This window comes from Bacillus sp. FSL H8-0492, from assembly GCF_038006145.1.
Lineage (GTDB): Bacteria > Bacillota > Bacilli > Bacillales > Bacillaceae_G > Bacillus_A > Bacillus_A mycoides.
Genome location: NZ_JBBOUP010000002.1, coordinates 1 through 16,317, shown reverse-complemented (window position 1 = coordinate 16,317; position 16,317 = coordinate 1). Strand labels below are relative to the sequence as shown.

General features: G+C 34.6%; 15 protein-coding genes. 7 read left to right on the top strand and 8 right to left on the bottom strand.

Going from position 1 to position 16,317, the window contains the following annotated elements; translation table 11 throughout:
- The first annotated feature begins 247 nt into the window (after positions 1–247).
- Complete coding sequence (locus tag MHH66_RS27480) at positions 248–1,054, top strand: 5'-nucleotidase, lipoprotein e(P4) family (protein WP_078185363.1); 807 nt, start codon at positions 248–250, stop codon at positions 1,052–1,054.
- 1,048 nt (positions 1,055–2,102) lie between these two features.
- Here MHH66_RS27480 and MHH66_RS27475 read toward each other — a convergent pair.
- The 5 genes from MHH66_RS27475 to MHH66_RS27455 all read right to left on the bottom strand — a co-directional run bounded on the left by MHH66_RS27475 (position 2,103) and on the right by MHH66_RS27455 (position 5,551).
- Entirely contained in the window at positions 2,103–2,444 is a 342-nt protein-coding gene (locus tag MHH66_RS27475; RefSeq protein WP_078185364.1) for a zinc ribbon domain-containing protein YjdM, read from the bottom strand.
- Positions 2,445–2,589: 145 nt separating this feature from the next.
- Positions 2,590–2,829 carry a D-alanine--poly(phosphoribitol) ligase subunit DltC gene (gene dltC, locus MHH66_RS27470; RefSeq protein WP_078185365.1) on the bottom strand — a complete coding sequence of 80 codons (240 nt, stop codon included), beginning with the start codon at positions 2,827–2,829 and terminating at the stop codon, positions 2,590–2,592.
- 81 nt (positions 2,830–2,910) lie between these two features.
- The gene (locus MHH66_RS27465) at positions 2,911–4,674 is read right to left on the bottom strand and encodes a SulP family inorganic anion transporter (protein WP_078185366.1); all 1,764 of its coding nucleotides are present in this window, start codon (positions 4,672–4,674) and stop codon (positions 2,911–2,913) included.
- An 81-nt stretch (positions 4,675–4,755) separates the two neighbouring features.
- A complete protein-coding gene (locus MHH66_RS27460; RefSeq protein ID WP_078185367.1) occupies positions 4,756–5,196 on the bottom strand; it encodes a DNA mismatch repair protein in 441 nt (146 codons plus the stop codon).
- 1 nt (position 5,197) lies between these two features.
- Complete coding sequence (locus tag MHH66_RS27455) at positions 5,198–5,551, bottom strand: ArsR/SmtB family transcription factor (protein ID WP_078185368.1); 354 nt, start codon at positions 5,549–5,551, stop codon at positions 5,198–5,200.
- Between the two features lie 536 nt (positions 5,552–6,087).
- Here MHH66_RS27455 and MHH66_RS27450 point away from each other — a divergent pair.
- The 6 genes from MHH66_RS27450 (at position 6,088) to MHH66_RS27425 (ending at position 12,459) form a co-directional block, all read left to right on the top strand.
- Positions 6,088–6,630, top strand: a complete 543-nt coding sequence (locus MHH66_RS27450; protein WP_078185369.1) for a recombinase family protein — start codon at positions 6,088–6,090, stop codon at positions 6,628–6,630.
- A 44-nt stretch (positions 6,631–6,674) separates the two neighbouring features.
- A complete protein-coding gene (locus tag MHH66_RS27445) occupies positions 6,675–7,136 on the top strand; it encodes a DUF4158 domain-containing protein (protein WP_234803742.1) in 462 nt (153 codons plus the stop codon).
- A gap of 60 nt (positions 7,137–7,196) precedes the next feature.
- On the top strand, positions 7,197–8,192 hold the full coding sequence (locus tag MHH66_RS27440; RefSeq protein ID WP_340867951.1) for a hypothetical protein: 996 nt from the start codon (positions 7,197–7,199) through the stop codon (positions 8,190–8,192).
- A gap of 105 nt (positions 8,193–8,297) precedes the next feature.
- Positions 8,298–9,692 (top strand): transposase, encoded by a 1,395-nt coding sequence (locus MHH66_RS27435; protein WP_234803744.1) that lies wholly within the window; start codon positions 8,298–8,300, stop codon positions 9,690–9,692.
- Between the two features lie 434 nt (positions 9,693–10,126).
- A complete protein-coding gene (locus tag MHH66_RS27430; protein WP_078185370.1) occupies positions 10,127–11,266 on the top strand; it encodes a Ger(x)C family spore germination protein in 1,140 nt (379 codons plus the stop codon).
- A gap of 95 nt (positions 11,267–11,361) precedes the next feature.
- On the top strand, positions 11,362–12,459 hold the full coding sequence (locus MHH66_RS27425) for a GerAB/ArcD/ProY family transporter (protein WP_078185371.1): 1,098 nt from the start codon (positions 11,362–11,364) through the stop codon (positions 12,457–12,459).
- 120 nt (positions 12,460–12,579) lie between these two features.
- Here the strand turns inward: MHH66_RS27425 and MHH66_RS27420 are convergent, their stop codons facing one another.
- The 3 genes from MHH66_RS27420 to MHH66_RS27410 form a co-directional block, all read right to left on the bottom strand.
- Positions 12,580–13,167: a methyltransferase gene (locus tag MHH66_RS27420; RefSeq protein WP_078185372.1), complete on the bottom strand. Its 588-nt coding sequence runs from the start codon at positions 13,165–13,167 to the stop codon at positions 12,580–12,582.
- Between the two features lie 533 nt (positions 13,168–13,700).
- Entirely contained in the window at positions 13,701–14,126 is a 426-nt protein-coding gene (locus MHH66_RS27415; protein WP_078185373.1) for a hypothetical protein, read from the bottom strand.
- A gap of 258 nt (positions 14,127–14,384) precedes the next feature.
- Positions 14,385–16,317, bottom strand: a 1,933-nt coding sequence (locus MHH66_RS27410; protein WP_340867940.1) for a collagenase, incomplete at its 5' end; no start/stop codon positions are given.

Here is a 16,317-nt window from a genome sequence, read left to right as displayed (position 1 = left end):
AACGCTTTGAATTTATATATAGAAACCACCTTGACGAGTTAATATGGAACAGCGCCCTTATAATCACTCTTAAAATGATTGCGGATAATTTTCATATCATAAAAATTTAAAACTCACTTTTCCCCCCTTTAAAAAGGATAAAATTAAAGTTGTTTCTAATAAAAGAGAATTGTATTTTGAATATAACTCCTGTATGGTATGGTAAGCCCATACCATATAAAACATACAACTAGGAGTGTGATACACAATGAAACCAATTTTGAAAACAAGTATAGCTCTAACGCTGTTCTCACTTTCTCTCATGGGGTGCCAGTCGCCAGAAACACAATCATTTTCACTAACGGAACAACAAGTTATGGCAGATGCTTGGTATCAAACGGCTGGAGAAGTCAAAGCGCTCTATCATCAAGGGTATAATATCGGAAAAATGAAATTAGACGCGGCAATTGCCAAAGGTACTGAGAAAAAGGCTGCCATCGTTTTAGATTTAGATGAAACGGTTGTGGATAATAGTCCGTATCAAACCATGACAGTAAAAGAGAAGAAAGGGTTTCCTTATAAATGGGAGGAATGGATTCAACAAGCAAAGGCAGATGCCCTCCCGGGCGCTGTTTCCTTTTTACAATATGCCAATGAAAAAGGTGTAGCGATTTACTACATTTCCAATCGTAAACAAGATCAGTTAGATGCCACTTTACAAAACTTACAGAAACTGAATATCCCGCAAGCTAATAAGGAGCATGTCTTATTGCAAGGAAAAGAAGAAAAAGGGAAAGAAGAGCGAAGAAAAAAAGTTGCGTCAGAATATGATATTGTTCTATTCTTTGGAGATAATTTATCTGATTTTACGGGATTTGATGAGAAATCTGTACAAGATAGAAATCAATCGGTCGAAGAAATGCACGAAGCATTTGGAGAAAAGTTTATTGTGTTCCCGAATCCGATGTATGGGGATTGGGAGTCCGCTTTATATCAATACGATTTCAAAAAGTCAGATGTCGAAAAAGACAAACTCCGAAAAGATGCATTGCATGTATTTGAAGATGCGAAATAACAGAAATATTAGGACAAACAGATACATGTTTGCTATTATATTTTATAAGCTGTGGTAAGCTGTCACTTGGAAGATTGAGCGCATTCGCTCAATCTTTTTTCTTATTTTTTATGATTCCATGATTAGATTGCAACATATGGCGAATACATACTGCTTATCAAGGGGATTTCCTTGATGGTGAAATGTTGATGTATCAACTATAGAGAACCTTTATTCCGATTTGTATGTTTTAAACAAACGTTTGATTCGGCATCCTTTGTACAAACTTCATACGGATTCGCTACAATTCGTCAATGTTTTATATATTTTTTGAGAAAGGAATCCTTGTATGTATAAATCTAATTTCGTGGCTCTCTTATTATTCGCAATCTCTTTTTCCTGTTATGTCATCTACACAACAGAAAAACCACTCTATTTACATCCAGTCGTGTTATCCGTTTAGGGGTATGGCAACCAAAAGCGAAATATGGGGCCATATGAAAATATATTCCAATTTAGTTCGTGATCTCTCGAAACAAATTGTTAAAACGAATCTACAAATTAGTGGATTCGTTTTTTATTTCTGAAGAGAACAAGGTGGGGTATATGTAGCAATGGAACAAAATCACGCAACAAGCATTAGCGGACATTAAAAATGACTAAAATCGTAGGGATTCTTAAGTATAAAGGTAATTTTTTGATTACATTACTGTCGTTTCTGATTTCATAATGTCCACTAAATAATATTAGTGGACATCAAATATATATAAATCGGTAGTTTATGTTCGCTAATACTTAACGTAAGATTGGGTTCCATTGCTACACAAAGGCCTACCCCTATTAAGTAATTTTGGTTCTTATGCTTCTAGCATATTTACGCATCACCTTCCAAAAATCCATGGGTATGGTTGAGATAAGTTCAAAAAATAGAAAGACCTTGTTCGAGAATACTTATCACGAATGAGGTCTTTCTATTATAAAAATTGTTTCATTTCTATCTTGAAAATGTTGTATATTCATTAGCTTTAAACAATTGAATCAAACTAGTTCTGTTGTATTAAAATCGTATTTATACCTTTTTAACAAATTCAGATTTTAATTTCATAGCTCCAAAACCATCAATTTTACAATCAATATCATGATCTTCATCAACTAAACGAATACTTTTTACTTTTGTACCTATTTTTACGACTGATGAAGTTCCTTTTACTTTGAGGTCTTTAATTACTGTTACAGAATCACCATCATTTAAAACATTTCCATTTGCATCTTTGCTTACCTTTGTATCTTCACTATTGTTAGTTTCTGATTCTAAAGTCCATTCATGAGCACATTCTGGACAAACAAAAAGATTTCTATCTTCGTAAGTGTATTCTGAATTACATTTTGGGCAATTTGGTAAATTAGACATATTTGTATTTCCTCCACTCTTTATCATGTATTCTAATAGATAAGCATTATTTTCAATTTCCTTTTTCCAACTTTGTAAGAAAAACAATTATCAAGCTGACATTTGAGAAGCTTTTCTTTTCTTATCTGTCTATCAAACATCTATTTTATTGTAGATTTTTCAATTTCTTAATAATCAGGTTTGGTGTCGCCCATTCATCACGATCGAAATCAGAAATAGAGACTTCAATATTTAAACGTTCTTGGAATTCTACTAATAAGGATACTGTACCAAAAGAATCTAGAATCCCTTCTTCAAATAATTGCACATCTTGGTTATCTTTTACGATATCATTTTCACATACTTCTTCTAAAATATTTAATACTTGATCTTTAAATTCAGACATTGTTCATTCTCCTTTGTATCCATGATTTATAATGAATTTCTTCTTAGACATCAAACAAATTTTGTACGTTACATAAATTTTTTAAAAATCTAATGCATTTGCTTTATTATTCATTGTATTCCCTTCTTGGGATTGCTGAGAAAGCCCGGTACATTCACGAAAAGCGAAATGCTTACACCCTATACATTTTTTCGTATTCAAATGCCCTAGAGCGTGGTTAATAGCTTCCCCAGTGTGATTAAAAAAGTTTTCTTCTCCAATCTCGGCGTATAATCCATTCTTATCTAGCGTTGTTTTTAACTCTGATTGAATTCCTGAAATGAAAAGTACACCACCTTGTTTTTTAAAATGCTGAACAATATTCCTAAAGTAGGATTCTCCTGTTGTATCGATAAAAGGAACTTTTCCCATACGTAAAATTAAAACCTCGGGTTTATAATGAATGGTCGTTAAAATATTTTGTTCAAATGTTTGAGTAGCCCCAAAGAATAATGGCCCTTCTATTGTGTAAATGCTTATTTGTGGACAATCATGAGCTTTATTTACCACATGTGGTAACAGTTTTTCGTTCTTTCTTGTGTGATCTGGAAGCACTTTAGATATAACAAGTATGTTGCTCATACGTTTTGTAAATAAAATAACAGCTAAAATAAGTCCGATTTCCACAGCTGTTGTCAAGCTTGTAAATACAGTCAGTAGAAATGTTACAAGTAATACAAGAGAATCCCCTGTCTTCATTTTAAGTATGTGAATAAAATGTTTTTGTTCACTCATATTCCAGGCTACCACCATTAAAATGGGAGCCATACTGGCAAGTGGAATATGTGAAGCATATGGAGCCAATAGTAGAAGTGTGAATAACACAAATACCCCGTGAATAACACCTGACATCGAAGATGTAGCTCCGCTCTTAATATTAGTTGCTGTGCGGGCAATCGCTCCAGTTGCCGGAATCCCTCCAAATAACGGGGTAACAATATTGGCAATGCCCTGACCAATCAGCTCTTTGTTACTGTTGTGCTTACTATTTGTCATACCATCTGCCACGACAGCAGATAAAAGAGATTCAATACCACCCAACATTGCAATAACAAATGCAGGGCCAATCAACTGTTTGATACGCTCTAATGTGATTTCTGGTATATCAAACTGAGGAAGTGTATTTGGAATCGTGCCATATGCTGTACCAATAGTAGGCACATGACCTGAGAAAAATACAGTTGCAATTAAAGTTGAAATAACAACACCTACTAATGAACCTGGTACTTTTGGCGAAATCTTTGGTGTTATGAGTATCACAAAAAGGCAAATCAACGCAGTTATAACACTGTAAAAATTGATAGTACCGATATGAGTGAAGATTTCCTTCAGGTTTGCTATAAATTCCTCGTGTTTTTTTATACCTGTTAGACCTAAAAAACTAGCCATTTGTCCCGTAAAGATAATGACGGCAATACCTGACGTAAAACCAATTGTTACAGGACGTGGGATAAATTTAATTAAAGATCCCAGTTTAAAAATTCCCATAAGACATAAGATAATTCCGGCTAACAAACCAGCAAGTAGTAAATTTTCATATCCATAGGTAATGACAATGCCTAAAAGAATTGGAACAAAAGCACCTGTAGGTCCCCCAATTTGATACTTTGAACCACCAAATAGCGAAATGAGTATTCCGGCAATACATGTTGTATAAATCCCATACTCTGGTTTAACACCAGAGGCTATTGCAAAAGACATAGCAAGTGGTATCGCAACAACTCCAACAATCATTCCTGACAGAAGATCCTTTTGAAAATGTCCCAATGAATATCCTTCAAACCTTCCCGTAAATAATCCTCTCATTACAAACCCTTCTTTTCTATTTATAATAAATCTGGATTGCAAATGTATTTCTCGTTCCTTTTTACAAAATAAAACATTATCCTAATATTTACTATACGTTTTTCTTAAATGACGATCTAATTTACCTACATTTCCACCTTGTTGTACGTAGGATTTCAACCTTTCCGCTAGAAGTTCTCCGGCTCGACTATCTAGCTTCTTCGTATCAATAAACGATGTAATCCTTACCTTATCTGGAGTCATATCTCTACGAAACATCTGTCCTGGGATTTCACTCCAAAAACGATTCCATTCATCTAATAATCCAATTTGATCAAATAAAAAACCTTGAATCCCACATAACCAAGCTGTACAAGCTGTATTTCTTTTTTGACATCCAACTCCATCTTGTAAATGTTGGCATGAAAAACAACAAGAATTCCCGCTTTTAATACAAACTTTACAAACATGATGAGCTCCTATTGAGTGGAAAATTTCAATCCCATGTTGGAGGATATCTTCTTTCTTAACTTCACTACTCAACTTACCCCTCCTTAACTATCGTTTCACTTTCTGTTTCGTCTAGCTCTTCTAACATTGAAATCGTATCGATTAAATGGTTGTTAAAAATCTTCCGTGCAACCACCAGTAAATCTACAATCATAGGGTCTCGTAGAGAATATAAAACTCGTTTCCCATCTTTCGTACCAACGACAATGTTTTTTGAACGTAGTACACTTAATTGTTGAGAAACAGCTGAACCTTCCTTGTTAAGGATGGTTTGAATTTCATTTACACTTCTTTTACCCTCTGACAATAGCTCTAGAATACCTATTCGCAAAGGATGTGATAAAGCTTTAAAAAAATCAGCTTTAAATTGTTGCATTTCGTTTCCCATTCTAATGCCTCCATTACTTATACATCTTCAAATGTTTGAATATGTATATCATAATCCTAGAGATTACAATTTTCAATAAAAATATCTGAACGTTAGTAAATAACAAAAAGCAATCGTTTTGGAACGACATGAGAGTACAAAGTTCCGGATAGGTGAGAGCCTTGGAAACATGAGAAAAAACAAATCACAGATCCTCTGGATTTACACGCTGTTGTACTCATAGGTTTTGAGGACGGTTGCATTTATATTAATGATCCTTTAAGTGGAAAAAAAGCGCATAAGGTTAGCCAAAAAAAAATCATTCAAACGTGTCTAATACCTATATCATTAAGTTTTTTATTTCTTAATAGAGATTTACATAAAAAAATAATACCCTGTCACAAAAACGACCGTTTTTGTGACAGAGATGGGTATCAAGAGCTGAAGTCAAGTGAACTAGCAATCTCACTGTAACAAAAATGTGTAACAAAATTATTTTGTAACAATACCTATTTTATATCGTTTTTGATACAATAAAACTGAAAAGGAGGAATTATATGAAGTTTGGATATATGCGGGTATCTACCATTGATCAAAATTTAGACCGCCAGGAACAGCAGCTAAGAGATGCTGGGTGCGAGCGTATGTTTTTTGAAAAAGTAACAGGAACCAAACGAGATCGTCTTGAGTTAAATCGGATGTTAGAGTTTCTACGTAATGGAGATACAGTAGTAGTAACAGACTTGACTCGACTTTCACGTTCTACAAAAGATTTAATTGAAATTGCCGAGCTCATCTCCCGAAAAGGAGCGAATTTGAAAAGCTTAAAAGAGTCCTGGCTTGATACAACAACTGCACATGGAAAAATGCTGTTTACTGTTTTTGCTGGTATTGCTCAATTTGAACGAGATTTAACTTCAGAACGAACAAAAGAAGGGATTCTGGCAGCAAAAAAAAGAGGGAAATATCCTGGTAGACCATCTGTAGACAAAGAAAAATTAAGTTATGCATTTTATTTAATGGAACAAGGAACAAGTATCACAGAGGCTGCCGAAAAAGCTGGTATATCTAGAATGACCCTTTACCGAAACATGGACTAATAAAAGACTTTGTTAGTAGTTAAATTCATATAAGGAGTTTTTTTATGCCTAGTATTGAAGATACAGCTTATCCTCGTTTGAAAAGCAATCCATCCCAAAAAGAATTACAAGAACTATATTCGCCTACAATTGAAGAAATTCATTGGATGAAGCCACATGTAAAAGGAGATGTAGCTAAATTAGGGTTATTCGTTTTACTAAAAACATTTCAACGATTAGGATATTTTCTTCCTGTAACAGAAATACCTGAAGACATTGTCATACATATTGCTCAAAAAATGAATCTTACTCTTGTGTCACGAGATGATTTACAGAAATATCATAACTCAGGTACTCAAAAACGTCACCATGCCTTGATTAGAGAATATAGAAACACCCATTTCTTCAATGATCAAGCTAGAAAAATTATGGTTGATACGATGAATCAAGTATCATCAACAAAAGACGACTCAGCCGATTTCATTAATGCTGCCATAGACGAATTAATTCGTCAGCGCTTTGAATGACCTACTTTTTCTACTTTGAATGAGACAGCTAAAAGGTTGCGTTCTCAATCGTACCATGTGGTGTATGAACAAGTATATCAGTTGATAAATGAAAACGATAAAAATAAGCTTGATTCTCTCTTTCAAACGAATGATGGTACTGTGTATACGCCCTGGCATCATCTCAAGCAAGATGCCAAAAGTCCTACCATAAAGCATTTCAGAGAATTAGTAGCACAAATGGAATGGTTAATGGATCAAAGAGTAAATACTACCATACTTAAGAGTATTCCTTCTGTTAAAGTACGACAAATGGCTTCTGAAGCCAAAACACTCGATGCAGCACGAATGAAAAAAATGGAACCTAAAAAACGATATGCACTTGCTCTCTCTTTTGGCCAATCTCAACTCGCTCATGTTTTAGATAATATTGGAGAAATGATGGTTAAGAGAATGATGTCTGCTCGTAATAAAAGTCGTGATCAGTTGCAACACTATCAAATGAAGAACCAAAAAAGGACCGATTTGTTAATTACTACTCTTCACGATGTTATTCTTGCTTATCGGTCAGAAAATCAAGCTCAAGATAAAATGAAAGCGATTGAGCAAGTGGTAGGAAACCGACATGAGGAAATATTACATGATTGCGAATCGTATCTTGCCTATAGTGGTGATAACTACTTTGTCTTTGTCTGGGATAATTATAAAAGTAGTCGTTCTACGTTGTTTAAAATTTTAAACACGGTTTCCCTACGCTCTACAAACCAAGATCAAGGATTAGAAGATGCTATTGCGTTTTTAAAAACTCATCAAAATTCCCGAAAAGAGTCACTTTCTATCGTAAGTATTGAAAAAAAGGGATACTGGAAAAAGGAAATAAAACCTTTACTCGATTTATCGTGGATTCCTGATGCATGGTGGAGATGGATAGCTCCAAATCGAAAATCTGGGTGTTATCCAGAAGAAGTGAATCGCCGTCACTTTGAAGCATGTGTATTTACCCAAATTATGTGGGGTTTAAAATCTGGAGATCTTTACATTGAGGGAAGTGAAAAATACGCTGATTATCGACAATAACTTATATCCTGGGATGAATATGAACAAAAATTATTGGATTTTTGTCATAAAAGCAATCTTCCCTCTACAGGTAAGGATTATGTAAAACAATTACGGAAAAAGTTTATGAAAATAGCAAAGAAAACAGATGCTTCTTTTCCATACAATAAACAAGTGCGTATTGAGAATGGTGAAATTGTCATTGGAAAGTCAAAGAAAAGAAAACCTTCTCCTAAATTAAAAACCTTAGAAAAATATATTGCTCAAAATCTAGTTCCCATCAATGTTCTAGATATGCTAGGTGATACAGAACATTGGTTAAACTGGACTCGATTTTTTAAACCCATTTCAAAACATGAAGCTCGATTAGAAGATCCGATTGAACGCTATTTAACTACTGTGTTTTGCTATGGTTGTAATCTAGGACCTGTTCAAACCGCAAGATCATTAGGAAACATGGACCGAAGGCAAATTTCATGGGTAAATCAAAGACACATTACGACAGAAAATCTAGATCAAGCAATCCAATTCATTATCAATTCCTATAACAAATTCGGCCTACCTAAGTATTGGGGAGACGGGAAAAGCGCATCTGCTGATGGAACAATATGGGCCTTATATGAACAAAACTTGTTATCTGAGAGGCATATCCGTTATGGAGGATATGGGGGAATTGGCTATTATCATGTTTCTGATAATTACATTGCATTATTTAGTCATTTTATACCGTGTGGTGTATGGGAAGGACTTTATATACTAGATGTCTTAATGAATAACAATTCTGAGATTCAACCAGAAGTCATTCATTCTGATACACAAGGACAAAGTGCTACCATTTTTGGATTATCTACCTTAATGGGGATCGAGTTAATGCCACGAATTCGAAATTGGAAAGATTTAAAAATGTTCCGTCCAGATAAAGAAAGTCGATTTAAGCATATTGACGATATTTTTACCGATGTAATTGATTGGGATTTAATTGAAATCCACTATAAAGATATGCTACGAGTAGCAATGTCAATTGAAGTAGGAAAAATTACCCCTTCAACTATTTTGAATAAGTTAGGAACCTATAGTAAGAAAAACAAATTATATCAAGCGTTTCGTGAACTAGGACGTGTAATTCGTACCATGTTTTTATTAAAGTACATAGCTGATGAACAATTGAGACGTACAATTCAAACGGCTACAAATAAAAGTGAATCATTTAATGGTTTTACAAAATGGCTATTTTTTGGCGGAGAGGGAGTCATTACTGAAAATAATAGAGAAAACCAAAGAAAAGTGATTAAGTTTAATCACTTAATAGCAAATTGTTTAATCTTCTACAATGTATTTGCATTAACACAAGTGTTACATGCTTATCGTCAAGACGGAAATGAATTGGACGAAGAAGTATTAAGTGAGTTGAGTCCATATATCACAGCTCATGTGAATCGTTTTGGCAAATATGGAATTGATCCAAATAGACAGCCACCGGATTTACAGTTTGATATGCCAATTTATCAAGTGGCAAATTAACAAAAAGGGTATGTGGAGAATAAAAACTTTTCCACATACCTTTTGAAAATTGGAATTTATTTGCATATGGCCCCATATTTCGCTTTTGGTTGCCATACCCCTATTATGTTGATTACAATTGTAGGTGTCATTTTGTTTAGCGATTTTCATGATCCAACTTATTTGAGATATATCCTTTTTATAGGATTACTTCTGTATCTTATGCTTATATGTAGTACCATGCTACACATCATAATCATATGAGTGTACAATAACATACCAATAATTTTTTTACTTGAATCCCTTTGCCCCATAGGATAGGTGACAAATAAAATCACTCTATTTTTATTACATGAACCTTGTTTTATTCTAGTCCTATTTTTGTTTTCTTACATATTTATACTTCAAACAACAAACGCTAGTATACATACCAATTATTAACAGAAGGAGTATATATGAAAGCGATTCTGAAACTCATTTTTGCAGGTTTCCTTCTTTGCCTATTATGTGCGTGTGCGGAACGAAGAGAAATTGAAGAATTAGGATTTGTTGTTGGTGCTGCCTATGATCAATCATCACATGCGGCCATTAAAGGCACCTATCAAATGGTATTACCCAATACATTTAGTAGCTCGGAGCGTGGCACAGCTACACAAAAAAATTATATTAATCTAACTTCTACAGGAGAAAGTATTTTTGCACATTTCCGTATGATTGCCAAAAAAATTAGTCGCCCTTTATTTTTCCCACACATACAAGTCATTATTTTTTCTGAAGAGGTATTACGAACACCCTATATGTTGCAAAATATTTTGGATGTATATACACGTGATGAAGCGATGAGAAGAAATATTCGGCTATTTGTGGCTAAGGGCCGTGCAGCACCTATTTTAGCTCAAAACGCAGGTCCTGAATATTTACCTGCAAAATATGTTTGGATGTTATCAGAGCATACACAAAAAAATGCACAAATGATAGAGAAAAAGCGAATTGGCGATATTCACAGTAAAATCATCGCAAAGAAAAGTTTTATCCTTCCCGTTGTATTTCGCACAAAACAAGGCGTAGAATTAAGTGGCTCTGCCTTATTTAAAGGTACCGATAATCGCTTGGTTGCGATGTTAAACGCACAAGATACTGCCTCCTTACAGTATATGACTAGTTCAAAAGTAAGAGGGATTGTGACTGTTCCGATGAACAAACAACGTATTACCTATGAATTTCATCGTGTACACCAGCGTATGGAACTCGCTGTGGCAAACCCCAAGCGCCCTAAGGTTGATATATATGTGAAATTAGATGGGAAAATTGCGGAGATGCATTCTTCTCTAGCTCACCAACATTCCATGAAACAGCTCCAGCAGGTATTAGCAAACGAAATGAATAAACAACTACAAATGACAACCAAACGCTTACAAACACAATATAAATTAGATGTCATCGGAATTGGAGACAAGTATCAACGACAAAACTTCAAAAAATGGAAAGAAATAGAGAATGATTGGGAGAATGGCAAACAATATTTCTCTACCTGTCACATTCGTATTCATGTACAGCCTCAGATTACACAATCTGGATCGACATTGCCAAAATAGTGCATATAGAGCCTATCACCATGAAATCATGCATCTTTTGTTACGTGGATATTGTTTTATTTCTATCACATACCATACAGTGGGAGTAGAAAAAAATGAAGATTAACAAGGTATATCAAGTATCTCCAATTTATGTCTTCTTTTTAATACATAGTGCACAATTTGGAGCTGGTGTACTGGGGTTTGCTAGAATTGTCGCAAAAAAAGCCGGATACGATGCTTGGATTGGAGTCGTACTGGCGGGTATTTTCTTGCATATTTTAATGTGGATGATGTATCGTATGCTGTCTTGGGTTAAAGGAAGTATTTTAGAACTCCAGACGTATATGTTTGGCAGGTTTATCGGAACAGGTTTGAACCTAGTATTTCTTGTTTATTTTTTGATGGTAAGTGTCTCTATCTTACGAACTTATATTGAAATCGTCCAAGTATGGATGTTTCCTACTGCTTCTACCCTTATACTTGCCATTATTTTGTCTGTTTTAGTGTATTACATTATTTCATCAGGATTTCAAGTGATGACCGCCGTCTGTATTGTCTCTATTTCTATATCTATATTATATGCAATTCTCTGTGTATACTGCGTGATGGTATATGGACATTGGGATGGTTTTTCACCTATTTTGAATCATTCTTACTTGGATATTGCGGATGCGATGCAAAAATCTATTTATACGATGGCAGGTTCTGAAATCATTCTTATGATTTATCCTTTTCTTCATACTCCTAAAAAATCTCATAAATTTGCACAATATGGTCTGCTGTTTTCAAACTTGTTATATGTTTTGACTATTATTTCGGCATTAGCCTGTTTTAGTGAAAAACAACTGTCACACCTCATTTGGTCCCAACTGTCGCTTTCTCAAGTGATTACTTTTCCTTTTCTACAAAGATTTGAATACCTGATGGTATCAGCGTATGCATGGCAGATGGTTACGAGTATGGTTTTACCTCTTTGGGCCTGTACACGGGGTATCCGAGAAATAGCGAGGATTCGTCAAAAATATACGTTACTGATTTTATTAAGCATGAATAGTATAATTGTCTGTTTGCTGCAAAATCGACATACCATTAATACATTTATTACACAAACTGCTCGTTTTACATTTTATTTAATCTATATCTATATTCCTATACTCTTTTTGTTATTTTGTTTAAAAGTACAGTATCAAAATAAGGAGAATACATTATAAGTATTCTCCTTATTTTGGAATATCCTAAAAATGGTATGTATATTCCCATCGGTGTATACAAAAATCATTACGTATGATAGAAATCAAGGAGACGGGTGTGATGCACATTATATGCACCCTTTATTCTACATATAAACCAATTGCGGCAACAATCGCTTCAGAAGCGTATTCCCATTTTCCATCTGTTAGGGCTCCTAATTGTTGGCCAATTTGTGATAAAAGATCTGGCGTAATAGGAACACCAAAATATTGAGCAATAATTGCACCGATAGGTGCAGTAATTTTCGTCCATCCCCCACGATCAATTTTAATTTCTAAATTTTTGATTTCTCCATTTTCTTTTACAAATCGATAATAGACTTGATCATCTAGACGATAACTCAAATGATGCGAAATTTGGCCATTCACGACAGTTTGATTGTCCTTTTTAGAAATATAAGCTGGCTTTACATTGAATTCATGATCAAATACTTTTAATTTTTTTATTTCCGGACCTAACAAAGCTGCTTGTACCGCTTTATCTAAATTATTCATAGGAATAGCATCTAGATTTTTCGTTTGTTCAATAAAATCGGATGAAAATACATGAGCTGCTGGTACTTCTTGTTGCGTGGTTGTTTCTTTTTCTGCAGCAAATGCGCATGTGGATGAACCCGTTACTAACATTGCTGCTAAAGCTGTTGCACTTATGATTTTATACTGTTTCATACGTATAGTCCTCCTTTTCCTTCTCGCTCGCGAAATGTATCAAATCATGTCATATATAAGGATTTGATACATCATATCACGACAGAAAGTAAATGAAAAGTTAAAGTTCTGAAATTTTAGTCTTTTATAAAAAAAGCATATTCTTTCGCTTAGTTTACTAGATATTAAATCAAATCGATTTGTATGTACCATGTCTGTAAAAAAGAGAAAATAAACAATGGTACATTCTTTTAAACATCTATTCGGCCGTTTCTTGTTGGAATATGTCTACTATAAACCCTACCTAGAGGACGTTTTTTTCTTTTGTTGTTGTTTTAGCATGTCTAATTCCAATAATCTTTTCTTCATAGATAAATGTTCCATTCCACCATTAAGTATCAAAAAATAACTCGACACAAAAGTGACGAGTTATTTTTTGATTGTATTTTAGGTATAGAAACTATAATTTAAAGATATTTATTGTAATATGTCGAACAAAATCATAAGATTGTTTCTGATATGAACTAGATAAATAAACAGTTTTATTTGTCATCTTATAGGGGAGCTGTATATTGGTGATACGCAGTTCCTTGATATCGTCTAAATTGATTATAAAAATCTAATTTTCTTTCTTGTACCCATCTTCCTGGCAAAACTTCCTTTTGCTTCATATAGGTTTGAATGATCCATCCTTGCAAAGAATCTGGGCGTATCAGATACTTTCCCACAATATGAGGCGGTAATACAACTGGGGCTGGCGCATCCATTGCACCTGGTGGTGCTAATCGGTAATATACGTTTCCATTTTGTTGAAACATATCTTGTAACTGCAAAAAAGTCGTTCCCATATATAGATATTCATCGTGTGTACTATATGTACGTTGCACCTGTCTCTGATCAGCTTGCGCAGACATACATGGTAGAGAATGTATGGCTAACAAAATGAACAAACTACTACACCATTTTATTCTTTTATTCATAAGAACCCTCCTATATTTTTCATTATGTAATGATTCAAAATGGAATATCGTTTATTAGATTACATGTTTTACCTTATGCAGAACAGGTAATGGAACAAATAGTAGGATGATTTAGAGCAAACTCTATGTGAATCATATAAAACGAGTAAAAAAGATGCAATCCGTTGAAGTTGAGAAATAAATGTATAAAAAGTCGAGAATATGAAAAAACAGTATGGACATACCCCATACTGTACAAAAATAACGAATCTATCTTTTCTATTCTATTGTGACAAGCCCCTGATATCCGCCTGGTCGATTGTCATAACTATATACATATAAATAATATTTTCCGGGTTGTGCCGTATACGTTTCAAATAATCGTTGTCCTTGAAACTTGGCATACGCTACTGGATTTTTTAAGTTTTTTTCGTGGTATAGGACCCAATTCATTTGAATCTGATGTTGATTGATTACCGCAATAGCCAATTTGTTTGGTAATTGCACATTTAATTGATAAATATCTAAGGAATTATTTGCATCAAAGTGACCTATAAAATTTGTTCGAAAAGGTAGTGGAGTTGCCTCCTGAATGGATTCATTTGGTTCCTTGGATTCTACTATATTATTCGCAATACCTTGAAAAACAATCTCACATTCTATTTGATTATTGGTATTGACTCGGTAATTTGTAAAATAGGCGGTCATTGTTTTATAGCCATTCCAAGGTTTCGTCGATAACTGCTCTAGTATTGTATCTAATACCGTATTTAGATTTCTCCAATCGGACTCGGCACCTGCTGTTTTCTTTCCTGTGTACGTACCTCGTAAGGTAAACGTATGAAAGAAGTCAGATGTTTGCTCTGTCGTATTCGCATGTTGAAGCGGTATAATTTGGGTGATTTCTTTTTGCACATCTGCCAAAGGCTGCGCTGTTGGCTGTTGTAAATATTCATCTGAAACAGCTGGATCGGTATATTCATTCTGATGATCAATTAACAGCTGCATATAGTTTTGATACGCCACATTGAGTGTTACATCCTTACTGACTGTTGTACGGTATTGATCATATTGTATCACTTGATTATTTTGTATGATATGGTGCAATTGAGAAAATAAATCCCATCGATTTGCATATAGATAGGACTGCAAGGCAAACGCATAATTATAGAATTCCCAATTTCCATATGTGGCGTATAAGGTCAGCTGCAAGGTGTATCGATTCAAAGGATTCACTGCTAACTGTTGAACGATTGTTTTTCTTGGTACAACTTGATGGGTACGGGTAGATCCAGCAAAAAATTCTGCACTACCTTCTTCGAACCAAGTTAAACGCTCATTTTCATAGAGCTTCCCTTCACCAAATAACCCTGGAACGAGATAACGTCCTTGCAGATAGTGTGTATATTCATGACGAAATAACTCTTCTAAACTATAGATACTATCCTGTGGTGTTCGCTCATACGTAAAGAAGGTTCCATCTTGTTCAATATACATCCCACCATTATTCGTGTCATACCCATATAATAAACGATTCAATCGATATTCTTCTGGATTATTATAAATCACCATAGTCAAAATATCATCGCGATGCCCTTGCTCTAATGGCGTATCCGACCCCACTACACGATAAAATTGGGATTGGACTTCTTTAGACGCCCAATAGAGTCTTTGGGCTTTCTCCGCCGTTACTTGTTGGCCCGTTCGAATGATCATAGATCCGTTATCAAATGTGTAAGCTTTCGGTATATATTTTTTCTTCCCTGCTTCTTGGATTTGCTTGTACGAAATCAGATTTCCTGTATAATCTTTTCCATTATATCTTTCGTCAATTTGTTGGGCGGCAGTTAAATACGCTTCACTTAAATAAGGATACACCTGTAAGGCATTCGTAATAGTTTGTAACCCTTTTTGTGCTATGGTATGAAAGACACCCAGTCTACTTGTATAATAAATCCCATTATTAATAATCCATCCTGTGTCGGCGTTGACTTGACCGTATAATGCCATTTTTCCAATTTCATTGATAAAGGCATTTATTCTCCCATACCAAGGCGATTCGTTAGGTGATGTACCTGTTTGGTACAAATACGTTTGAAGATCATAGTCAATGCCACTTAAGAGACTGTATACCGCTGTTCCTTTTGAATATTCTTTCGCGTACGTTTGTAAATTTTGATTAAATTGATTTAAAATGGGAACCGCTAACGAG